This is a genomic window from Shewanella sp. SM101 (genome assembly GCF_025654465.1).
In the GTDB taxonomy this organism is placed as follows: Bacteria; Pseudomonadota; Gammaproteobacteria; order Enterobacterales; family Shewanellaceae; genus Shewanella; species Shewanella oncorhynchi.
Genome location: NZ_JAKKRH010000009.1, coordinates 25295 through 48394, shown reverse-complemented (window position 1 = coordinate 48394; position 23100 = coordinate 25295). Strand labels below are relative to the sequence as shown.

24 protein-coding genes are annotated in these 23100 nt (G+C 46.3%); 14 read left to right on the top strand and 10 right to left on the bottom strand.

Annotation, left to right across the window (positions count from 1 at the left end; translation table 11 throughout):
* Window positions 1-321: 321 nt before the first annotated feature.
* The 4 genes from L5M38_RS06840 to L5M38_RS06825 all read right to left on the bottom strand — a co-directional run bounded on the left by L5M38_RS06840 (window position 322) and on the right by L5M38_RS06825 (window position 4061).
* Window positions 322-1209 carry a pirin family protein gene (locus L5M38_RS06840; protein WP_263178631.1) on the bottom strand — a complete coding sequence of 296 codons (888 nt, stop codon included), beginning with the start codon at window positions 1207-1209 and terminating at the stop codon, window positions 322-324.
* Window positions 1210-1923: 714 nt separating this feature from the next.
* A complete protein-coding gene (locus L5M38_RS06835) occupies window positions 1924-2454 on the bottom strand; it encodes a hypothetical protein (protein ID WP_263146930.1) in 531 nt (176 codons plus the stop codon).
* A gap of 562 nt (window positions 2455-3016) precedes the next feature.
* Window positions 3017-3571 (bottom strand): hypothetical protein, encoded by a 555-nt coding sequence (locus tag L5M38_RS06830; protein WP_263146929.1) that lies wholly within the window; start codon window positions 3569-3571, stop codon window positions 3017-3019.
* A 112-nt stretch (window positions 3572-3683) separates the two neighbouring features.
* Window positions 3684-4061, bottom strand: a complete 378-nt coding sequence (locus L5M38_RS06825; protein WP_263146927.1) for an SMI1/KNR4 family protein — start codon at window positions 4059-4061, stop codon at window positions 3684-3686.
* Window positions 4062-4404: 343 nt separating this feature from the next.
* Between L5M38_RS06825 and L5M38_RS06820 the strand changes: the two genes are divergently transcribed.
* On the top strand, window positions 4405-4584 hold the full coding sequence (locus L5M38_RS06820) for a hypothetical protein (RefSeq protein ID WP_263178630.1): 180 nt from the start codon (window positions 4405-4407) through the stop codon (window positions 4582-4584).
* A 238-nt stretch (window positions 4585-4822) separates the two neighbouring features.
* Here the strand turns inward: L5M38_RS06820 and L5M38_RS06815 are convergent, their stop codons facing one another.
* Complete coding sequence (locus tag L5M38_RS06815) at window positions 4823-5026, bottom strand: YheV family putative zinc ribbon protein (protein WP_263178629.1); 204 nt, start codon at window positions 5024-5026, stop codon at window positions 4823-4825.
* 253 nt (window positions 5027-5279) lie between these two features.
* Between L5M38_RS06815 and L5M38_RS06810 the strand changes: the two genes are divergently transcribed.
* Together L5M38_RS06810 and L5M38_RS06805 are read left to right on the top strand one after the other, a co-directional pair.
* Window positions 5280-7193 (top strand): ABC transporter ATP-binding protein, encoded by a 1914-nt coding sequence (locus L5M38_RS06810; RefSeq protein WP_263143086.1) that lies wholly within the window; start codon window positions 5280-5282, stop codon window positions 7191-7193.
* 54 nt (window positions 7194-7247) lie between these two features.
* The gene (locus tag L5M38_RS06805) at window positions 7248-7709 is read left to right on the top strand and encodes a TIGR02444 family protein (RefSeq protein ID WP_263178628.1); all 462 of its coding nucleotides are present in this window, start codon (window positions 7248-7250) and stop codon (window positions 7707-7709) included.
* Window positions 7710-7788: 79 nt separating this feature from the next.
* On the opposite strand, the gene L5M38_RS06800 is transcribed toward L5M38_RS06805, so the two are convergent.
* The 3 genes from L5M38_RS06800 to L5M38_RS06790 form a co-directional block, all read right to left on the bottom strand.
* Window positions 7789-8199: a GFA family protein gene (locus L5M38_RS06800; protein WP_263178627.1), complete on the bottom strand. Its 411-nt coding sequence runs from the start codon at window positions 8197-8199 to the stop codon at window positions 7789-7791.
* Window positions 8200-8250: 51 nt separating this feature from the next.
* Window positions 8251-9846 carry a GMC family oxidoreductase gene (locus tag L5M38_RS06795; protein ID WP_219255805.1) on the bottom strand — a complete coding sequence of 532 codons (1596 nt, stop codon included), beginning with the start codon at window positions 9844-9846 and terminating at the stop codon, window positions 8251-8253.
* 69 nt (window positions 9847-9915) lie between these two features.
* Entirely contained in the window at window positions 9916-10422 is a 507-nt protein-coding gene (locus L5M38_RS06790; RefSeq protein ID WP_219252226.1) for a TAT leader-containing periplasmic protein, read from the bottom strand.
* A gap of 188 nt (window positions 10423-10610) precedes the next feature.
* Between L5M38_RS06790 and L5M38_RS06785 the strand changes: the two genes are divergently transcribed.
* The 3 genes from L5M38_RS06785 (at window position 10611) to L5M38_RS06775 (ending at window position 12861) form a co-directional block, all read left to right on the top strand.
* Complete coding sequence (locus L5M38_RS06785) at window positions 10611-11654, top strand: hydrolase (protein WP_263178626.1); 1044 nt, start codon at window positions 10611-10613, stop codon at window positions 11652-11654.
* Window positions 11638-11883 carry a YheU family protein gene (locus L5M38_RS06780; RefSeq protein ID WP_263178625.1) on the top strand — a complete coding sequence of 82 codons (246 nt, stop codon included), beginning with the start codon at window positions 11638-11640 and terminating at the stop codon, window positions 11881-11883. Before L5M38_RS06785 ends, L5M38_RS06780 begins: the two co-directional genes overlap by 17 nt.
* A gap of 90 nt (window positions 11884-11973) precedes the next feature.
* Entirely contained in the window at window positions 11974-12861 is an 888-nt protein-coding gene (locus L5M38_RS06775) for a phosphoribulokinase (RefSeq protein ID WP_011847692.1), read from the top strand.
* Between the two features lie 809 nt (window positions 12862-13670).
* Here the strand turns inward: L5M38_RS06775 and L5M38_RS06770 are convergent.
* Together L5M38_RS06770 and pepB are read right to left on the bottom strand one after the other, a co-directional pair.
* Complete coding sequence (locus L5M38_RS06770) at window positions 13671-14180, bottom strand: GNAT family N-acetyltransferase (RefSeq protein ID WP_219252224.1); 510 nt, start codon at window positions 14178-14180, stop codon at window positions 13671-13673.
* Between the two features lie 188 nt (window positions 14181-14368).
* Window positions 14369-15661, bottom strand: coding sequence for an aminopeptidase PepB (gene pepB, locus L5M38_RS06765; RefSeq protein ID WP_173246710.1), 1293 nt, complete (start codon window positions 15659-15661; stop codon window positions 14369-14371).
* A gap of 188 nt (window positions 15662-15849) precedes the next feature.
* Between pepB and sfsA the strand changes: the two genes are divergently transcribed.
* The 8 genes from sfsA (at window position 15850) to L5M38_RS06725 (ending at window position 22935) form a co-directional block, all read left to right on the top strand.
* Entirely contained in the window at window positions 15850-16554 is a 705-nt protein-coding gene (gene sfsA / locus L5M38_RS06760) for a DNA/RNA nuclease SfsA (protein WP_263178624.1), read from the top strand.
* A gap of 163 nt (window positions 16555-16717) precedes the next feature.
* Window positions 16718-17161, top strand: a complete 444-nt coding sequence (gene dksA, locus L5M38_RS06755) for an RNA polymerase-binding protein DksA (protein WP_006082967.1) — start codon at window positions 16718-16720, stop codon at window positions 17159-17161.
* Window positions 17162-17330: 169 nt separating this feature from the next.
* Entirely contained in the window at window positions 17331-18245 is a 915-nt protein-coding gene (gene gluQRS / locus L5M38_RS06750; protein ID WP_263178623.1) for a tRNA glutamyl-Q(34) synthetase GluQRS, read from the top strand.
* A 19-nt stretch (window positions 18246-18264) separates the two neighbouring features.
* Window positions 18265-19806: a polynucleotide adenylyltransferase PcnB gene (locus L5M38_RS06745; protein ID WP_263168359.1), complete on the top strand. Its 1542-nt coding sequence runs from the start codon at window positions 18265-18267 to the stop codon at window positions 19804-19806.
* Complete coding sequence (folK, locus tag L5M38_RS06740; RefSeq protein WP_263168360.1) at window positions 19806-20294, top strand: 2-amino-4-hydroxy-6-hydroxymethyldihydropteridine diphosphokinase; 489 nt, start codon at window positions 19806-19808, stop codon at window positions 20292-20294. Before L5M38_RS06745 ends, folK begins: the two co-directional genes overlap by 1 nt.
* A gap of 56 nt (window positions 20295-20350) precedes the next feature.
* Window positions 20351-21148, top strand: coding sequence for a 3-methyl-2-oxobutanoate hydroxymethyltransferase (gene panB, locus L5M38_RS06735; protein ID WP_028761774.1), 798 nt, complete (start codon window positions 20351-20353; stop codon window positions 21146-21148).
* Window positions 21149-21172: 24 nt separating this feature from the next.
* Window positions 21173-22018 (top strand): pantoate--beta-alanine ligase, encoded by an 846-nt coding sequence (panC, locus tag L5M38_RS06730; protein WP_263168361.1) that lies wholly within the window; start codon window positions 21173-21175, stop codon window positions 22016-22018.
* 389 nt (window positions 22019-22407) lie between these two features.
* Entirely contained in the window at window positions 22408-22935 is a 528-nt protein-coding gene (locus L5M38_RS06725; protein ID WP_131525367.1) for a DUF4124 domain-containing protein, read from the top strand.
* The last annotated feature ends 165 nt before the right edge of the window (window positions 22936-23100 follow it).

The following is a 23100-nucleotide window of genomic DNA, read 5'->3' as shown; positions in this document are numbered from 1 at the left end:
ATTAGGCTTAGTATCAGAGTTGCTCAAGGTGAATATCCTGTGGTGGGTAACGAAGCGGCTGCTAGGTTACTGAAATTGCGTTACTTATCGATTTAACTGGTCTATCAAGATTCAGGTTAGCTTTGGGCTAGCTTGAGTTTAGATTTAAGCGCTAGGCTCGCTCAACCCAAAAGCACGGCTATTGTAGCAACAAAGCGCAGCTTTTGCCTCAAGTCCTTAAGCAATAGACATAGCAGGCGTAAACAGCAACAAAAAAGCCCTGCAGGAATACAGGGCTTAGGCTTGGATTTAGAATTAGCTCAGTGCGGCAGATTTAACAAATTACGCGATCTGGCCGAAACGCCCTTCTTGGTAATCGCGAATCGCCTGCTGAATCTCCGCTTGGGTGTTCATCACAAAGGGACCCATCTGGACGATTTTTTCACGGATAGGTTTACCCGCAAACAGTAGCATCCCAGCGCCGCGCTCATCGGCTTTAAGCTTAAGCACACTTTGGCTATCGATCACTAAAAACTCGCCCTGATGATGTTGATTTGAAGCAGATGACCACTGTGAATCTTCACCCTTGCTTGAATCGCTTTTATATAAGTCACCTTGATACAAGTACAAGGCGACAAACTCGTGTTGAGACAAATCGAGCGTGGCCTCAGCATTTGGCGATAGACTTAAATCAGCAATAGCAGCCTCACCCGCTAATCCTTGAATAGCCGCACTAATAAATGGCTGATCTTTAAAGCCCCAATCACCCGCTAAGGCTTTTAAGCTAGCGCCAGTGTTATTGGTCACTTCAACGCTCGCGCTACCCGCAGTATCTTGATACTTAGCTGGACGCAGCTTGTCTTTGGCGGGCATGTTGACCCAAATTTGGAATCCATGCAGACCATCGACAGCATCGGCCAGCGGCATTTCAGAGTGCACTACACCGAACCCGGTACTCATCCACTGCACATCGCCGGCACGAATCGCCTTCACATTACCCATTTGGTCACGGTGCTCAAAACCGCCCTTACGAATGTAAGTGAAGGTCTCCATCCCGCGATGAGGATGTGCGGGGAAGCCACCAATAAAATCTTGTTCATCATCGGATTTTATTTCGTCGATCATCAAGAAAGGATCAAATTTAGTCGTCACAAAATCGGCGACACGGCGAATATTGACCCCATCGCCATCCATCGCGGCTTTAGCGGAAAACTGACTTAATACTTTCATTACTGCTCTCCTATCAGTTGAGCAAAGCGATACGTGAAACGCCAAGATCATACGGCTAACACAAGACGCAAACGCTTTGCTGATGGAGGCAGAATAACAAGGAAGTTTACAAAAGAATAACGCGAAATCACGACCTAAACATTCGATAAAATAGAACGGTATGCAGTTGATATCCACTCACACAGGTTTGCCATGGCATTTACTCGTCGACTCACAGACAGTCCGTCCATGGGGCGGACTGTCGTCTCGCTAATCACCATGGCTCACCTTTTTGGCACTAGTGTAACCAGTCTGTATGAAGGAGATACCCAGCAAGCTTTGGGACAGAAATGCGTTGGAAAGTAGTGTTTGGGATCAGTAATTTCAGTTGTTAGAAGTTTAGCGTTTACGAATATCCACTCGTACAGGCTTACCATGGCATTCGCTCGTCGACTCGCAGCCAGTCCGTCCTTGGATGCTCGACCGCCCCGTCCATGGGGCGGACGGTCGTCTCGCTAATCACCATGGCGCACCTTTCGAGCATTCGCGTAATCTGTAGATTTACAAGACATACGCAACATACTTTTGGACAAAAGCGTGATAGACCCTTTGCTCTAACTCGTCAGTTTCGGATTAAAATTTCTATGCATTAACACATTACTAATTGGCTGTCGTAGCGCAGGCATTCCAGTGGAGGCCATGCTGTTTGTGGCCGGAACGTAATTAAGTAACTAGTTAGCTGAACTGCATTAAATCATTCGATTTAGTTTGTTTATTTTCAATAACTTGCTGCATTTTGTAAAGGAAGTCTATTGCCGAATCACAAAATTGCGCCACATCAAAAAAGAAGATCCAGTTATTATTATCTTGTTTCCCACTCAAGGTAATTTGACCGCTCCACCAAGTAAATTCTTTGTTGTAGTTTATATTACCTTGATAATCTAAATGCACTTCATCTGCATGGATAATTTTGTTACAAAGAAATCTTAAATTCTTAGATTTCTTTGTAACTTTCCTCTCATAAATATCGATATCATTTTCTGGTTTAAATGGACAAAACTCATCAAATGATCTGAGCTTAACGGCGAGTTCTATTAAAGATTCGGACACAGAAAGCTTCAGGGTTTTCGAATAAGATTCTTTGTCGTACATACTAAGGTTTGCTCTATACATATACCTACGACATAAATCTTCACCTGCTATAGCTAAACTAGCAAGATTCATCAGTTTAACGTTTAAGCTTGATATTGAAATGTAATGTGACATTGAGACTCCGAAACAGCTAACGTCTTAGAATTTATGCATTGCGCTGTTTATAGGGCATAAATCGCTTGTTGGATTTGGCCGCTACCACATCCATGTTAATTGGTATAAATGATGCTATAGGAATTTGCTTTTTTACGGTAGCGATTTTTTATACAGTTTTATGGGTAATCACTTGATATCGTTTTAGCTTTTTCATACTTCTACGCTCACTTTCGACTGATGATTGACCTTGGTTGACAGCATTTTGGCCCCGCATTCAGGCTGACACTCATACCTCATTTTCTCATTGGCTAGAGTAATTGCGGTTGATAACTGATAAGGCCAGAACTCTGTTGCATTACTAAAATTAGGTCAATGTTCTAATGCTTGAGTTAGCTAGATGCAACTTTGCTAACGAGAAAAGGGACAATTCCGAGTTAAAGCATTAACTCTAACTCGTCAGTTTCGTATAAAAATTTCTATGGATTAACGTTTGGTTAAGGGGCGGGCTTTAGCCCGTCCCAGTGAGCGCAGCGAACGATTTGAACCAGTTGTTAGACCTGGACTCCGAGCTAGCCTTTTACTATTGCTTTCTAGATGCGGCGTCTTTAATAAGCCATTGCATGGCTGCTGCATAAAAAGCAAAACCTGCAATAACAAAGTCGATTCGGTTGCCTTCAGAACCAAAAGCTAGTCGCTCCCCTGGGCGTTTAACGACAAGCTCAATATAGCGATTTTCGACCGGAGTGAAATTTTTATCAATTTCGCTCAGGCTATTCACAGCACGTGAGAGTTCTTTAATATCACCGCCCAGGATTGAAGTGTCGGGTTTATGAGCTAGTTTATTTCGTATGACATTTATCTGGTAAATTGTCCGTACTATAGGCAATGGCAGGCCAAATGCTGCTGCCAATGATAGCTTTCCTCCGAAATCACGCGGTAGTTTTGCGTATTTCGATATTTCACCATGACTTTTTTCTTTGATATAGAAGGTCAGGAGTTGCTCTACTGCGAGGTGCAAGCGAAGAACTGACCCAAGTTCGTCATCGGTCTCTGCGGCAGCTATGATGGTTTTGAATTTTTCTAGATCATTGATTTCTAGGTCAACTGTTTTAATGTTTTCTACAATCTCATGCATTATCCGCTACCTTGCGTTTTTGTGTGGAGGTCTAACGCCGCCATAAAGGGCGAGCGAAGCGAGTCCAGCCCACGGCCTTTTGTGGGCTGTCTTTGATGGCCTGGTTATGTGATTACTCTTCATCGTATTCAAAATCTGAAGCCACCCATTCACTAAAACTGCTACAAACAAACTCACTTAACTCAGGGTCCATGCTTCCATGATCTATAAGAGCAACTTTCGGATCTTGATCACTAAGTTTAAGAATAAATGCCATACCACCGCCATCATTACCGATATTAATATAGTCTGGGGCGTATTCCTTTGTTTGATAGCACTCATTTCTCTCAATAAGCATATCTGGCAAATAAAGGTAAACATCTCCGTCCAGCTCTTTGTCGAAGGACAAAAGGAATTGTCGATAGGTTTTAGGTAGAGTGCACCCAAAATATTTTTCTACTTCGACTATATGATTCATAATATTTTCACATAACATTTTATTAGTGCGCATGCGCGTTTACCTCATTAGACCAGTTAAAACGCGCACAGTTAACTACCTGTATGCAAAGAACTTATCAGCTTTCTATCAAATACACCATCTGGAAAAACGCGCATGCGCGTTTTCCAAACCTATTAACTAATTTTGGAAAAATATATACAAATGATTTTAAAGGGTTTTGTTAATTTCATGCTGGATAAACGCGTAAAAAAATGAGCTTAAAAACACTCAAAAGCATCTAAATTTAAATACGACTGTACCCATACATTGTTAGTCGCTTTACGGTAGGGCCAAACATTCGTTAAATAGATGAGATTTTGTAGGGCAATTTATTCGTCCGTTTTCGACTCACTAAATGAATGCTAGCAAGCTTTGGGGCAATAGCTTTTTAGCTAATCGAACAGCGATAGGGTTAATTAAGATTGGCATTGTTGCAACTGTGACCGTTGGCGGCATGGATGCCGTCGTCGAGCCCTCAGGGACGAGTTTATGGCGAGTCACAGGGGAAACAATGACAATTCATGCTGCAAACTGACAACAAAGTTATCTTGCTTTGGGGCAATAGCTTTTCGCAGAACGAGCAGCGGGATGGTTAGTTAGGATTTGCATTATTACGGAAGTGACCGTCGGTGGCATGGATGCCACCGTCGAGCCCTCAAGGAAGCTTATTTTAAAAACAATAGGCGGCGTGTCTCTGGAGCAATATTGCCAATCGACACTGCACATGTTGTGAATCTTTTACGAAACTAACTTTGATGAATTGAATCTTCAACCTAATCCGGTTTAAATACGCCGATCACAGCGCCGGTAGCTTTTTCAGTGACCTTTACATCGGTTTGCTGTTCACGGTAGTCACACTCTGTGCATTCAACGGTTTCGATGCCGTTTTCCTTGTAGAGTAAAATGCTGTCTTTGGCGCTGCATTTTGGGCACTTAGCACCGGCTACGAAACGCTTTTTGATTTTAGTGTTTGTCATAATAGATAAAGGACCAGATAGCAGGGCCAAGGGACTCGGCCGAAGAAATTGGCGCTATTTTGCCACACTGATGATTGAATGCCAGTGTTACCTGAAAGTATGAGGCCTTAGGTCGATGTGATGCGATTCACTGAAGATCGTCCTGAAAAGTCGAATAATTGTCCGAGTTATCGGGTCAGGCTGTGGTTTGATACGGGGTTGTACGCTATTATCTGTGCCCTGACGAATTTACGTTCTAACCAAGTTGTAGTTAATGATCAGCATCAACCAAGCGCAATTAATCCGTGGCAGCAAAACCCTGCTAGATGAGACCTCTCTCACGATTTATCCCGGCCATAAGGTCGGTTTAGTCGGTGCTAACGGCACAGGCAAATCTTCACTGCTCGCATTAATTTTAGGTCACTTAAGCCTAGATAAAGGTGAATTTAGTCTGCCTTCTGGCTGGCAAATTGCCACTGTGGCCCAAGAAACCCCTGCGCTCGACGTCTCGGCACTGGAATATGTGATCGATGGCGATAGCGAATATCGTCAATTAGAAGCCCTATTACACAAGGCCCAAGAAGATAACGACGGCAATGCCATCGCACTCTTACACGGCAAAATCGACGCTATCGGTGGTTATGCGATTCATTCGCGCGCGGGTTCATTGTTAGCGGGTCTGGGCTTTAGTGAAGCCGAGCAAAGCAATCCAGTGAAAAGCTTTTCGGGTGGTTGGCGTATGCGCCTCAACTTAGCCCAAGCGCTACTGTGCCGCTCTGACTTATTACTCCTCGACGAACCGACCAACCACTTGGACTTAGATACCATGTACTGGCTCGAAGGTTGGATTAAGTCCTATCAAGGCACGCTGATTTTAATCAGCCATGATAGGGACTTTATCGATGAAATCGTTGATGAAATCGTCCACGTTGAAAATCAAAAACTCAATTTCTACAAAGGCAATTACAGTGCCTTTGAGCGCATTCGTGCCGAACGTATGTCGCAGCAACAGGTTGCCTTCGAACGCCAACAAAAAGAACGTGCGCACATGCAGTCCTTCGTTGACCGTTTCCGTTACAAGGCCAGTAAAGCCAAACAAGCGCAGAGCCGCTTAAAGGCGCTAGAGCGCATGACTGAGTTGTTGCCGTCTCAAGCCGATAGCCCCTTTTATATGGAGTTTCGTGCTCCAGAAGCCCTGCCCAATCCGCTGATTAAGATGGAGCAAGTCGCGATCGGCTATAGCGATAAGCCAATCCTTAGTAAAGTGCATTTAAACTTAGTGCCGGGTGCGCGCATTGGTTTACTCGGCCGTAACGGCGCGGGTAAATCGACATTAATCAAGCTGTTATCGGGCCAATTATCGCCAATGACAGGTTTGTATGAACCTAATCCTGGCGTCAATATCGGCTACTTTGCACAGCACCAAATCGAATTTTTACGCCTCGACGACACGCCGATGCAGCATTTAGTACGTCTGGCACCCAATGCCAGAGAGCAAGAGTTGCGTAACTTCTTAGGCGGTTTTGGCTTTAATGGCGATATGGCGCTCTCACCTGTACGACCCTTTTCTGGCGGCGAGAAAGCCCGTTTAGTGTTGGCGCTATTAGTTTGGCAACGCCCTAACCTATTGCTGCTCGATGAACCCACCAACCATTTAGACTTAGAGATGCGCCACGCCCTGACAATGGCATTGCAAACCTTTGAAGGCGCTATGGTTGTCGTCTCGCATGATAGGCATTTGCTGCGATTAACCTGTAGCGATTACTATCTGGTGGATCAAGGTGAAGTGCGCGCTTTTGATGGTGACTTAGACGATTATCACCAATGGTTGCTCGATGCGGCGAAAGCCAACTCGAATCAAAACAGCACCAGCGACGAGATCAAACCTGCCGCCGATAAAAAACAGCAAAAACGCCTCGAGGCCGAGATCCGCCAAAAGGTATCGCCGCTCAAGCGCAAACAAACTAAGTTAGAAACCGAGCAACAAAAGCTGAGCGAACGCCTCGCCGAGCTAGAGCACTTGCTGGCCGATAGCGAATTGTATGATCAAGATAACAAAGCCAAGCTAACCTCGGTATTAACCGAGCGAACGAGCTTGACGCAAACCTTAGAAGACAGTGAAATGCAATGGCTCGAGTTGCAAGAAGAGATAGATGCAATGGAGCAAGAGGTCATGGAGCAACAATAACTCCAGCGTTCTTTTACATAAAAGTCAGTAGCAGCGGCAATACAAGGAAATAGTATGGCGGTTTTAACCCAGTTCGACAGTCAACTCTGGCAATGGTGTGATATGAGCTATGCGCAAAACAAAGCGCTCTGTCTCGAATTGCAAAATAGCTGTCAGGTGAACGTCAATCTACTGCTACTGGCACAATATTTAGATATCACTATGGATGTGTCTGGGCCGCAGCAATACAGCACGGACCAATGGCAAACGCTGATGAATGCTGTAGGTGAATGGGATGAAAGGTTTCTCACGCCCTATCGCAAATTACGTAAACTCGCTAAATCCAGCCTGAATGAGCAAGAGTATCAGCAGATGCTCGCCGTTGAGCTGATGATGGAACGTAAAGCGCAGCGAACCATCTTGAATAAACTCAATGAACTCAGCCCAAGCGGCCAAGCAACGAATCTAGTGAGCTACTTAAGCCTGTTTGGACTCAGTGACATTGACGCCAACGAAATCGGCCTCATTGCGCCCTGATCTAAGTTAATCAAGTTAAAACAAGCTCAACCATGTTAGCTCAAACTCAATCAAATTAACGCTATGATCATCTGAGCCGCTAACAGCTGCGGCCTTGCGGATAGCGTTCACAGTCATCCTTGATCACCAACCAGTTCAACTGACTATCAGTGTAAATATGGTACTTAGGCTTAACTTGGTTAGCATCGTCCAGACTCGCTATGCTCAAGGTCGAATAATCGGGATATTGAGTATGTCGGTAAGTTAACGATGTACCGCACTTGTCACAAAATCCACGGCGAATAAACTCAGACGATGCAAACTCAGTCACCAGACCTTTAAGCCAAATCACTTGGCTGAGTTTAAAATCCATCCAAGCCCCAAATGCAGAGCCCGTGCTTTTTTGGCACGAACGGCAGTGGCAATAATCCGCATCAAAGGGTTCACCTTCTATCTGATAACGAATCGCGCCGCATAAGCAACCACCTTCCCGTAATGTGTTTTCAGACATTCACACCCCATCAAGCTTTATCAAGCTAAGCTGCATTTTGATAAGATAACATCAGGCTTTACCGTCAGTGAGCTTCTGTGCGAGTGCGGTGGCATTACGTGCCGTGATGCCATAAATCGACAGCTGCGGGTTAGCGCCAAGGCTGGTCGGGAAGATAGAGCCATCCATTACAGATAAATTCTCTAAATAGTGCGACTGTCCATAACTGTTGACCATAGAAAGCTTTTCATCTTCGCCGAAGGGACAACCGCCCATCACGTGCGCCGATGCGACGATAGTGCGCAGTGGCGCGAGTGACATCTGCGTAATGCTCTCTTTGGCGTCTTTCCACGAGGATAAGTAAGGCATGCCATCGCTGATCGGCAACACTTTTAAGGCGCCCGCCGAGAATTGTAACTCCGCCATGCTGGCAAAAGCGCGTCTCGCGGCCCGCCAAAAGGCATCGGTCAGCGGATAATCTAAAGCAAAACCCTTATCCGTTAAGTGTACTGCACCGCCTTGACTGTCGGGATGATAGCCATCGCGGATCAAAGCGATAGTCACTTGCAACTGATTGAATTGTGACATTAACTCAGCATGACTTGTACCATATCCTAAGGTTTTAGAGGCAATTAAAATCGGATGCACCGGCGGCACTTCGAGTTTATAACCCAGCTCACCATCGGCGCCATTGTTCCACACAAATTCATCGGAATAGATAGATTGCGGCGCACCGCTATGGCCATTGATCGAATCGGCAAATACGCCGCCGGATAACAAAGTAGGATGTAAAAAGGTGCGTTTACCCAAAAGTTGGTGGGGATCGGGTACTTGCGAACGCATCAAAATCGTCGGTGTATGGATAGCACCCGCACTCAAAATATAATGTTTAGCCTTAAATAACAGCTCAACGTCAGTGGGTCGTAAATTCACATCCAACGCCTGCGCCTTTAACGCAAACACTTGGCCATTATGGTGCTCAATCTTAGTCACTTTAGCGCGACTGATCAGCTGCGCGCCTTTCTCAAGTGCCGCGGGAATCGTAGTGACTAACATAGATTGCTTCGCATTGACCGGACAACCCATGCCGCAATAGCCGGTATTCCAGCAACCCGCCACATTGCGTTTAATGACTGTGTATTCCCAGCCAAGATTGATACAACCTTGCTTCAGGGCGGCATTATTGCGATTAGGCTCATAATTCCATTCATGAATGTTGAGCCGTTGTTCCATTTGCTCAAACCAAGGATCTAAACTCTCGCGATTAAGCCCAACAACCGATTTATGTTGCGCCCAAAAGGCTAACGCCTCGGTCGGAGTGCGGATTGAAGTGGTCCAGTTAACTGTGGTTGAGCCACCGACTGCGCGGCCTTGAAAAATCCCAATCGCCTTATCGGCGGTTTTCATCGCCGCAGCTTGTTGATACAAGTTGGGATAAGCAACTCGCTCTTCCATATTAAAATCGCTGGAGGATTTTAGCGGTCCCGCCTCAATCATGATCACGCTCAGCCCTGCTTGGGTGAGAATTTCAGCCGCCACACCGCCGCCAGCACCTGTGCCGACAATAATCACATCAGCTTCAAACTGCTGGTTTTCTTGCAATTGGCTCGCATCAGTGTGCAACCAACCAGAGTTTAAACCATTCACTATAGGATCTATGATTGCCAACTTGAGTGCTCCACTATCGCGGGTAAGATGCTTATTATTCGGCGTTTGATTAGGTTAAAAATGGACTCGCTATTTGAACAGTTCAGGCTTGGCATAATGCAGGCGGCTCCAGTGCTCAGGACAAGCGTAGTAACTTGCCATCACTAATTCCCGCAATCCGAGATAAGCCGTTTGTAACAAAGCGAAATAACTGTGGCGCCAGGTTTCTAGCATTTCAGTTAACTCAGCGGGAGAGCGCATCAATAACGGTGTCATGCTCGAGGTGAGTACTAGTAAACCAAGACGATTTTCGAGCATATCGAGCAGCTCAAACAATTCGGTCTGCTGCTCATCGGGTAACACAGCAATCGACTGTTTGATGGCATCTAAAGTGCGGTTTTGCGCCGCTAACTTATGAATGGCCACATCAGGCAAGGCGCCGTCGAGCATCACAGGCAAAAGCACGCTAAACAACAAACGATAATCTTTGCCTTCGCTATCCTCGGGCAAACTAAACTCAGGAGAATAGAGATTAACCCCTAAGGCTAACGCCGCCGTACCGGCAAACGCGCCCACTATAAAGGTTCGTCGCTTCATCTCTATCTCCTAATTATCAACCTAAATGTCGGCCTAAATATCAGCATAAAAAACAATTGTGCTACAATGGCCGCGAGTTTATACCCAAGCGACCTCAAAATACGAATTTCAGCATTTTGAGTTGGTTTGGGTATAAATTAAACACACGTTTTAATTTTCAGCAATAGCCGATATCAAGATAAACATCTATGCCAAATTCCTTTATGCCACCTTGGTGGGCCAAGAGTCCCCATATACAAACGATTTTACCCGTATTCACTAAAGTGGCCAAACCAGCATTACAGCGGCAGCGCTTAGAGTTGCCCGATGGCGATTTTATCGATTTAGATTGGCAGGATGTTCCACAGTCTGGCAAACCGATCGTGGTGATCATCCACGGCTTAGAAGGAAGTGCGCAGTCCCATTATGCGCGGCGGATACTGCAAGCCTGTAAAGAACAGCAACTCGCTGCCGTCGTGCATCATCACAGAAGTTGTTCGGGTGAGGCCAATCGCCTCGCCCGCAGTTATCACAGTGGCGATACGGACGATTTACAGTTTAGTCTATCGACTCTGAAAAGCGCGTATCCGCAATCGCCCTTATTAGCCGTAGGTTACAGTTTAGGCGGCAATGTGCTGACGAAGTATCAAGGCGAATATCAGGATGATAGTTTATTAGCCCGCGCTGTGGTTGTCTCTGCGCCGCTGCAATTGTCCGCCTGCGCTAAACGCTTGGAAAATGGCTTTTCGAAGGTGTATCAAAGCTATTTAATCAAACAGTTACAACAGAAAATCAGCCATAAACTGAATGATCCCGACTTAGCCATCTCTATGCCGCTAAGCCAGTTACAGGTAGACCGTTTAAATACCTTCTATGATTTTGACGATAAAGTCACAGCGCCATTACACGGCTTTGACGGCGTCGACGATTACTATACGCGTGCCAGTGGCTTACCCTTTGTCAGCCGTATAACTAAACCGACGCTTATCATACATGCCAAGGACGATCCCTTTATGACCGATGAAGTGATCCCCCAGCCAAACCAATTATCGGGTTATGTAGAATACGAACTGCATCCCTATGGCGGTCATGTTGGCTTTATCGAAGGCGGTACACCTTGGAAACCGCGCTTCTATCTTGAGCGACGGATTTTACACTTTTTACTCGGCGATCAAAGTGTTCACTCGCTTACTGCAGACCCCATCAACGGCGACAATATTCTCCAAGGAAGCACCGATGCTCATTCCCTATGAAACCCTGTTACAACTCCCCAAGGAAACGCTGGCCAATCTGATCCGCGAATATCTCTTAGGTCAAGTGGAGGATGGCAGCTTTGCCAGTCTCGATGAACAGGAACTGATGCAGGCGATAGTCCAATGTCAACAAGCACTTAAACAAGGTAAGCTGAAATTAGAGTACAGTGAGGACGATGAGTCCTTCGCGATACGCTCGGCGGATCAAATAGCACAGCAGCAAGATTGACCAGTCCTATCTCTGTACCGTATAAATAGTACTCGCGTTTTTATCGCTTCCCCATAAGCGGCTCTTTTGGTTCCTAGCTAGGTAGAAAAAATGTCAGCAAAACATCCCATTATTGCAGTTACAGGCTCATCAGGCGCGGGAACCACCACGACGACCACCGCCTTTAGCCATATTTTTCGCCAACTCGGGATCAACGCCGCCTTTGTCGAAGGCGACAGTTTTCATCATTTTACCCGCGCCGAAATGGAAGTCATGATCCGCAAATCCCAAGCTGAAAACCGCAATCTTAGCTATTTTGGCCCAGAGGCTAATAACTTTGCTCGTTTAGAACAATGCTTTCGCGATTACAGCACCACAGGCCAAGGTGAAACCCGCAGCTATTTACACACCTTCGATGAGGCAGTGCCTTTTAACCAGATGCCCGGCACTTTTACTCAATGGCGACCACTACCTGAAAATACCGATATGCTCTACTACGAAGGCTTACATGGCGGCGTAGTTACTGGTGATGCCAATGTCGCCCAGCATGTGGACTTGCTGATCGGCATGGTCCCCATAGTCAACTTAGAGTGGATCCAAAAAATTATCCGCGATACTTCGGAGCGTGGCCACAGCCGTGAAAAAGTCATGGGGTCAATTGTGCGCAGTATGGACGACTATATTAAGCACATGACGCCACAGTTCTCCCGCACTCACATTAACTTTCAGCGAGTACCGACGGTCGATACCTCTAACCCATTTAGTGCCAAAGATATTCCGAGCTTAGACGAGAGCTTTGTGGTGATCCGCTTCCGCGGTATCAATAATGTCGACTTCCCCTATTATCTCAATATGATCCAAGGTTCATTTATGTCACGGGTCAACACACTCGTCGTCCCCGGCGGCAAAATGTCGCTGGCGATGGAGCTGATCCTTACACCTTTGATTAAAGATTTGATGGAAAAACGTCAGCAACTTAATACCCCAGAAGCGAACTGAAACCTTGAGGATTTGTGGGCAATTTTGACTAAAGGCTAAGGAAATAAAGTCTTTTTTTGCAATGGATTAAGTTTTATTTAAGCCACTAGCGCTAATCTTGTCGGCATCGGGATTTCAGGCGAAAGAACGATAGTTGGCATACTCTTGGGAGTTAATTCCCCCATCTTGATCTGTTGATTTCCTTGAGTATGTCAGCAACCTTTTTAACGAAACTATATAAGTTAATTCCGCATCCATGCTTGATCTCTTGATTCCCTTGAGTATGTCAGCAACCTGTTAACGTAACTTTAAGTCTTCAGAGTTAATTCCACATCCATACTTGATCTGTCGATTTCCTTAAGTATGTCAGCAACCTTTTTAACGTAACTTTAAGTCTTCAGAGTTAATTCCACATCCATACTTGATCTGTTGATTTCCTTGAGTATGTCAGCAACCTTATATGAAGAATGAATTCCACATCTATGCTTGATCTGTTGATTCCCTCGAATATGTCAGCAACCTTAGCTTAAACTCTAAATCTTCAGAGTTAATTCCACATTCATACTTGCTCTGTCGATTTCCTTGAGTATGTCAACAACATCTCAGAAAATAGGTTCTAGGCTTTAGATTCTAGGAAAATAGAACATTCGTAAACTCACTCATAGAACGCTGCACTTACCGAAAGGGCAAAGCCTGTTCCGTAAATCGTGAGTCAAAAAGTGACGTTCTGTAGCAGTTTGCTGCGTGCCGTTATCCGTAGCCGCAACGCGGCGTTCTAGCAGTTGCAAAGCAACGCCCTAGATTCTAGCAGCAGCGTTTTTTACTGCGCCCTAGCAGGCCAAAGACCGCCCTAGATTTTTATACATCACCATACACTCTAAGGCTATTCCTCTGGGCGAACAGTAGATAGATTCCTCCTCTAAACCCTCACCACCAAAACCACAGTGGCGATAGAAATCCACCGCATTTAAAGTTGATTCTAATCTGAGCTGGGCAATCCCCTGATTAAAAGCCATAGTTTCAATAAATTGCAGCAGCACTTTACCAACTCCTAACCCCATAGCATCGGGGGAAACAAACAAGGCTTCTAACTGGGCATAGGGTTCATCCAACATGGCAGTGCCGACCACAGTCTTAAGCTGCGACTCGTTAGAGGACAACTCTGCCACATAAAAATGTGCATCGACGATACGACTAAATTGCTCGGTCAGTTCGCCCTCGGTCCAAATCACCAGATCGCCCGCATCATAAAATCCGGCGCAACCTTTATTGATGGCCGCATTGCGGATATCCCAGCAGGCCTGAGCATCCGCTTTCGTCGCTTTTCGTATAGTTATCATCATGTTTCCCGATTAAAAATGCTCAGCCATAACATGCCATGAAGCCGCTAAAACGCCAAGTAAACGAGTGTTCTAATCTTTCAACCAATAAAAAACCGCCCGTAGGCGGTTTAATCAAAGCTACAGAACCTTAATGGATCTTAGCTAACATATCTGACTTAGTCTTAGCGCTAGACTTAAATCTAGGCTTAGCCTTTAATCAATTCACTAATAGTCAATACGCCGTGGGTCGTTGCACCCGCGCCCCACATGGCAGAAGCTGAATCTTCAAAAGCGCCCGCTAAATCAACGTGTAACCATTTAGCTTCGGGTGACACGAAACGCCATAAGAAACCAGCGGCATTAGAAGCACCACCTGCACCACCGCCTTTCATTGCGCGGCTGTTTGCGGTGTCAGCATAGGCAGATGGACACATTTCTTTGTGCCAAGGATCCAGCGGCAGCGGCCATACGCGCTCGGCAACGCTAGTGGCTTTTTGCTGGGCCAGTTGCAACACATCCGCCTGTGGCGAGAAAATCGCGTTGTAGTTAGAACCCACCGCCATCACAGCGGCGCCTGTAAGGGTCGCTGCATCGATAATAAAAGGTGCGCCTGTAGCAGAAGCGGCTTGTAGGCCATCGGCCAACACTAAGCGCCCTTCCGCATCTGTGTTCACCACTTCAACTGTTACACCATTTTTGTAGGTCAGAATATCACCTAACTTATAGGCGCGGCCGCTGATCAAGTTTTCAGCACAACATAAGAAGAGTTTAACGCGTTTGTTGAGGCCAGATTTGATCGCTAAACCAAGTGCTGCAGTCACCGTCGCCGCGCCGCCCATATCGCATTTCATGCCTAACATGCCTTCAGAAGCTTTGATGCTGTAGCCGCCAGAATCAAAGGTAATCCCTTTACCCACAAGCGCCACAGACACGGGTGCATCGGCGGCTAATGGGTTGAAGTCTAACTCTAACATTGCTGGTGGACGCTCACTGCCGCGACCCACAGCATGGATACCAATCCACTGTTCTTCAAGCAGCGCTTCGCCTTCGATAATCCGATAACTCACCTTGTCGCCACCAACGTCAGCCAACCATTTTGCTGCTTGTTGGGCAAGCTTCACTGGCGACAGGTTTTCAGGCGTATCGTTGATCAGTTGACGGGCAAAGGTTGCCACATCGAGTCGACGTTGCAATTCTGCTTGCACAGACTCATCACCACACCAATGGATTTGATAGCCTGGTTTTGCCGTCGCGAAACCTTGGGCAAACACCCATTGGCTATTGAGATCCCAAAACTGCCCAGCTAATTCCACACAGCTAATGCCTTGACTGCGCAGTTTACGGGCCGCCATTTGAATTTGACGTAGCTCATCGCCACCCGCTAAATGAATTTGCGCACCGTCGGCAGTATAAGTCACATCAGCCTTGCCCCAGTGCGCGGCGGGTGCTTCTTTGGTTAATTGTACTTTCATCAATTCAGTTACTTTTAGTTCACTCATTAGGGATCCTTATTTTTCGATTCGTTTTAGAATAATCAATCAGCAATCAGAACAAACTTTATGGCGGCAGTTTACTGCTAGCAGGCGATGACGCAAAGCGATTGGCTGAAGTAACTCAGGTAAAATCTGTAAACATTTGCGAAATTTGCTAGGCTTTGCGACCTTGAACAGCCGAGATAGGTCTATCGATGGAATTTACACCGCCACTACAACAGGGCATTTTATTGCGCCGCTATAAGCGTTTTCTGGCCGATGTGCAGCTAAGCGATGGCAGTGAGATCACCCTACATTGCCCCAATACGGGTTCTATGCGTAATTGCCTGTATCCCGGTGAAACAGTGTGGTTTTCTACCTCTGATAACCCTAAACGTAAATATGCCCATACGTGGGAACTGATGACCACGCCAGATGCAGGCTTAATCGGTATCCACTCGGGTCAGGCGAACACCTTAGCCGAAGAAGCCATCAATAAAGGTATCATCAAGGAACTCACGGGTTATGATAGCCTCAGCCGTGAAGTCAAATACGGTGATGAAAATAGTCGCATCGATATCCTGCTACAGGGTGCTCAAAAACCCGCCTGTTATATAGAAGTCAAAAGTTGTACTTTGCTCGAGGATGGCCAAGGTTATTTTCCTGATGCTGTAAGCCTACGCGGTCAAAAACATCTACGTGAATTGATGCACATGGTGAGTCAAGGCCACAGAGCCGTATTGCTATTTGTGGTGCAGCACAGTGACATATTCAGTGTTGCACCCGCAGCACATATCGACCCTGAATATGCTAAGTTACTGAAAATAGCTGTGTTAGCTGGAGTGGAAGTCCTTGCCTATCGCTGTGAAATGTCCCCGACTGAGATTCACCTAGCCCAAGCCTGCGATGTACGAGTATGATGTTAAGGCTGAGTTAAATTTGATTTCAGTTGAATTAGCGAACATAGTCAAAAAATTCAATCAAAGCAGAATGAAAAGTTTGCCTCGATGTGAAGATTCTGCTATAGATAGCGGCCGTTCTTAAGGACGCCCTACAAACGCAAATGATTACAGGAGATGCGTTATGCCTGAAGGCACCAAAAAACTTGGCGTACTCGCTATCGCAGGTGTAAATCCTTACCAGGAAAAGCCGGGTGAGGAGTATATGAACGCTAAGCAACTGGGTCACTTCAAGACAATTCTTGAAGCTTGGCGCAATCAGTTGCGTGAAGAGGTCGACCGTACTCTTAGCCACATGCAGGACGAAGCCGCAAACTTTCCCGATCCTGTTGACCGTGCAGCACAAGAAGAAGAGTTCAGCCTCGAACTTCGTGCTCGCGATAGAGAACGTAAGCTGATCAAAAAAATCGAAAAAACACTGCAAAAAATTGAAGAAGACGATTTCGGCTTCTGTGATTCTTGCGGTATCGAAATCGGCATCCGCCGTCTCGAAGCGCGTCCAACAGCCGATCAATGCATCGACTGTAAAACGCTTGCAGAGATCAAAGAGAAACAAATGGCTGGTTAATCAAGCATACTGGGCGGGGATTTCCCCGCCTATTTGTTTCTAGCAACTCGTAAACTCGACGAGCTTAAGCCAAGCTCACTCCAATTTACCCCGATTCGCTTTTCTCTTAGCATCCCTCTAAAATACATCCACTTTTACCGTCGCGACTTTAAAACGCCATCTAGTTGTTATGTCAAAGCTATTACATTCCGATTTATCCAGCCAGCCCTATGTCGGCCGCTTTGCGCCTTCACCTTCGGGTGCCTTGCACTTTGGCTCGCTTATCGCCGCCCTTGGCAGCTATCTGCGCGCCCGCTCACTACAGGGTAAATGGCTGATCCGCATCGAAGATATAGACCCACCACGGGAAGTCAAAGGCGCCGCCGATGATATCTTACGCACCTTAGAAGCCTATGGGTTTGAGTGGGATGATGTGCCTCTGTATCAAAGCCAGCGCACAGCGGCTTATCAAGCGCAAATTGACTCGCTGCTCGCCCAAGATAAAGCCTATTTCTGCCAATGTAGTCGCAAGCAAATTCAAGCCATGGGCGGCGTCTACGATGGCCGCTGCCACCGATTGCCACAAACCCAGTCTGCAAATCTTGTTAGGTTGGGTGCGGTGCGAATCGTCAACACGGCGCAAGTGCAAGAATTTGATGACAATCTAATGGGCCATATTTGCGTTGATAGCCATTTTGCCGCAGAGGATTTCATCATCAAACGCAGTGATGGTCTGTACGCCTATCAACTAGCCGTGGTACTCGACGATGCTTATCAAGGGGTCACCGAAGTGGTTCGAGGCTGCGACTTAATCGAGGCCAGTTGTCGCCAACTGAGTTTGTATCAAAGCTTTGGTTTAGCCGCACCGCAATGGCTGCACTTGCCGCTCGCCTGCATAAGTAAAGGCTTTAAGCTCTCAAAACAGAATCATGCACAGGCAATTGATACACTTAATCCACAGGCGAGCCTCAATGCGGCACTGGCATTTTTAGGCCAAACACCCGTCGAAACCCGCGGCTCTGTGGCGCAAATGCTCGCTCAAGCCGTGGATCAGTTTCAATTATCCACTATACCGCAACAATCTGAGATACTGATCGAGCCCTGATATACTCATTAGGCCGCATTTGGTATATGATAGCCGCCAGATTTTTAATCAAATAACAGATCATATTTCGAGGTGTCCCATTTTTCGCCGTATCAGCCAATTCTGCAAACAGCTATTTGAAGACGCGCCTAAAACGACCGCTCCGACTCCAGCTCAGATTGAACCAACAACACCTGAACAAAGTTCCGGTGCTTTGAGTTTAGAGTTAGTACCAAGAGATGCCCATACCATCTCGCGCAAACAAATCAGCGAGAATGCCCTTAAGGTATTATACAGACTGAATAAATCTGGCTTTAAAGCCTATTTAGTCGGCGGCGGTGTACGCGATTTACTCTTAGGGATTGAACCGAAAGATTTCGACATAGTGACCAATGCAACACCGGAAGAAATCAAAAAATTATTCCGTAATTGCCGTGTTGTCGGTCGCCGTTTCCGCTTAGCGCACATTGTTTTCGGCCGCGATGTGATTGAAGTTGCCACCTTCCGTGGTCACCATGGCGAAAGCAATGAGAAAGTCTCGAAAGCCAATGCCGAAGGGCGTTTGCTGCGCGATAACGTCTATGGCGAAATCGATGAAGATGCCGAGCGCCGCGACTTTACCGTCAATGCCCTCTATTACGATATCAGCGATTACTCGATTCGCAGCTATGGCGGCGGTATGGCCGATCTAAAAGCGGGCACCCTAAGATTAATCGGCGATCCTGAAACCCGTTACCGTGAAGATCCTGTGCGTATGTTAAGGGCAGTGCGTTTCGCCACTAAGCTCAACATGGGTATTGAAACCGTCACAGCCGCACCGATTAAACAATTAGCGCCGCTGCTCAAAGATATTCCGGCAGCACGCATGTACGAAGAAGTGTTAAAACTCTTCTTTGCAGGCAAAGCCTTAGCCAACTTCGAATTAATGCAAGAATACAAGTTATTCGCACCGCTATTTCCGCAAGTGGCCGCTCTGCTAAAAGATGATCCTAAAGGTACGACCATGAAAATGGTGCAGGCCATCATGAAGAGCACAGATCAAAGAGTTAACGAAGATAAGCCGGTCACACCTTCGTTCTTCTATGCTGCGCTTCTCTGGTATCCACTGCGTCAACGCGCCGAAGATATTGCCGTTGAAAGTGGCCTGACGTTATACGATGCCTTCTTTGCCGCCATGGGCGATGTGATGGAGCAGCAATGCCAAACCATTAGTATTCCGCGCCGTTTTAGTACGCCGGCAAAAGACATTTGGCAGTTGCAGTTACGCTTTGATCGTAGCCAAGGCACCCGCGCCTTTAAACTGATGGAGCATCCTAAGTTTAGAGCCGCATACGATTTACTCTTACTCAGGGGCGAAGTCGAAGCGGGTAATGTCGCTAAAAGTGCCGCTTGGTGGCAACAATTTGTCGAAGCCGATGAAACAGAACGTTTAGCCATAGCGCGTAGCGGCAGTAAATCGCCAAACCGCAACCGTAATGCCACCCAACGTCGTCGCCGTCCTCGTGCACCTAATGCCGATGGTTCAGCGCCGACGAGCACACCTAAAGCGAATGGCACACCTAAAGTTAAAACGGCTGAATAATGCCCCGCGTCTACGTCGCATTAGGCGCAAATCTTGAAGATCCCAAGGCGCAATTGGACAATGCCGTGATGGCATTGTCCGCCTTAGCCTTAGGCAATAGTCTCGTCGTTTCTCCCTATTACCATTCGACGCCCATGGGCGATGTCGTGCAACCCGATTATATTAACGCGGTGGCGAGTTTCGATACTGATCTCATGCCATTAGCCTTACTCGATGCACTGCAGCATATTGAAAACACCCAAGGACGAATCCGCCTAGAACGTTGGGGGCCTAGAACCTTAGATCTCGATTTACTCTTGTATGGTAATGAGAACATTGACATTCCTAGACTCAAAGTGCCCCACTACGGCATGAAAACGCGCAGCTTTGTGCTCGTGCCTTTAGCCGCAATTGCACCGGATCTGATTCTGCCGTGCAACACTGCCATCGACAGTCTTATCGATACAAAAATGTTGGCCGAGTTACAACAACTGGGCATTGATCATTGAAGTCCGTCCTCAGTTAGCTTATAACACCACTTCTATTTGGTTTGAAGATCATCCATATGTCTAAAATTACTAGCTCAACCCTGTTGAAATACAAACAGGAAGGTAGAAAATTCACGGCACTGACAGCCTATGATGCCAGTTTTGCCAGCGCGTTCGATAGCGAAGGTGTCGATGTGCTGCTGGTCGGCGATTCTTTGGGAATGGTTCTCCAAGGCCATGACGATACCCTGCCCGTCACTACAGCAGAAATCGCTTACCATACTCGCTGTGTTCGTCGCGGTATCGAACGTGCCCTGCTGATCGCCGATATGCCCTTTATGAGTTACGCCACGCCAGAACAAGCCATGGTCAACGCCACTGAGTTAATGCAAGCTGGCGCAAACATGGTCAAAGTCGAAGGCGGACACTGGTTACTCGAAACCGTCACTAAGCTTACCGAACGCGGTATTCCTGTGTGTGCCCACTTAGGCTTGACGCCTCAGTCGGTTCATGTGTTTGGTGGTTTTAAAGTGCAAGGCCGCGATGCCGAAAATGCCCAGCGCATCCTCGACGAAGCTAAGGCTTTAGAGGCCGCGGGTGCTCAACTATTAGTCGTAGAATGTATCCCTGCGCCTCTCGCTGCGGCGATCACTCAAGCCTTAACGATTCCTGTCATTGGAATTGGCGCAGGCGCATCGACCGACGGTCAAATCTTGGTGATGCATGATGTGTTAGGTATTTCAAGTGGTTACATTCCACGTTTCTCGAAAAACTACCTAAAACAAACCGGTGAAATTCGTTCTGCGGTACGTGCTTATATCGACGAAGTTGCCCAAGGAACTTTTCCTGGCGAAGAACACACTTTTAACAAATAACAGATTTATGCAAGGTAAGGCTCAATGATCACTAGCGCCCATATTGATGATATCCGCACTCAAGTGCGTGCATGGCGTGCCAAGGGCGAAACTGTCGCCTTCGTGCCGACCATGGGCAATCTCCATCGGGGACACATCACCTTAGTGAAAGAAGCGGCTAAACGTTGTGATCATGTGGTGGTATCGATTTTCGTCAATCCAATGCAGTTTGGCCAGAACGAAGATCTCGATGCCTACCCACGCACACTCGCCGCCGACAGTGAAGCCCTCACCGCCGCGGGCGCTGAGTTGCTGTTTACCCCAACGCCAGCCGTGATGTATCCCAAGGGCTTAGCGCAACAAACCTATGTTGAAGTGCCAGGTATTTCAGATCTGCTCTGCGGCGCTAGCCGTCCGGGGCATTTTCGAGGCGTTGCGACTATCGTCTGTAAACTATTCAACATAGTACAGCCCGATGTGGCACTCTTTGGCAATAAAGACTATCAACAGCTATTAGTCATTGAAACTATGGTTGAAGACTTGTCATTACCGATTGAGATTATCGGTGTTGATACCATACGTGAGGACTCAGGTTTAGCCATGAGTTCGCGCAATGGTTATCTCACCGCCGCAGAAAAAGCCGCTGCACCAGCATTAAAACAGGCGATAGATGCTATGGCTGCAGGGATCAAACAAGGTCAGAGTGTTGATGCTGTCACCGAGCAAGCGAAAGTCAGTTTAATTGCGGCGGGCTTTACGCCGGATTATCTGGAAATTCGTCATGCCCACACGCTTGAGAAAGCGCAGAGCCAAGACCAAACCTTAGTCATTTTGGCCGCCGCCTATATAGGTAAAGCGCGACTTATCGACAACTTAAGGTTCGATCGCTAATCTCTTAAGCGTTATCAATAAATAAAAAGGAGCAGTCGCTCCTTTTTATTTACCTAATGCTCGACCAGAAGCTATTTTCTTCTTTAGAATCAATCCAAGCGCCAAAAATTTGAAGCGTCAAAAAACTGGTTTTATCCCTAAATTTACGCCATAGTATGATGCAGATGTTAATTTAAGGTAAATGATTAGCGGCAGACATTGACGAGTGAATTTGACCTTATAATGATGCATGGCTAATCCTTTAATTTATTGGGCTTAACAGCCCGTCGACCTAACAATAAACGGTTAAAAAGGCATAATAATATAAACGTCACAATCACTATTTATCATGCTTAATCAAACAATTAAATCATAATAGCTATGCAAGTGTACAAAGGATTTGTGGCCTCATGGCAAGACTGATACTCACCCTAATTTGTGTTATTTTGCCCACTGCAATACAGGCAAATACCATTTATAAATGCCGTAAAGATGACAAAATTGTCTTTAGCCAAACTGCTTGCCCGCAGGAATTTAGCCAACATAAAATCGAATACCAGTTAGGGATAACGACTGAAGTAGACTCTGATAAAAGGGACATTCCTGTTGATCCCTTACACACTCTACTGAATAGTCGAACCATTTCTAAAGAAAAATTATTGCAGTTACTCGACGGCGAGATATATCGTCTTAAGCAGGAAAATAGCTATTTTGAAATTCTGCGCGCCAGTGAATTGCAGAAATTAGAACGTAAGCGTTATTGGCAAAATAAAGAGAAAACCGATCCTGAATACATTAACGAAATGGACGATATCAATACTCGCTTCAATGCGTTAACTGTAAGTAATAACAGTGCGATGCAACAACTGGAAGACCGTAAAAGCCAAATCAGTACCGAAGCATTCCATGAAGAGTTAAAAGAACCAGAAAAGCACTGATCTCGTATAAAACAGTAGTATTAATCTTTTCTCTACCCCATTAAGGAATTCAATCATAATAATGGTTAATTTTCCGCTCACAGTAATGTCCCTTTGTTTAACCTAGGATTCATTACCGCAAGGGCAAGAAGCCTGTTGTTACAAACAGGGTAAATGACATAGGTT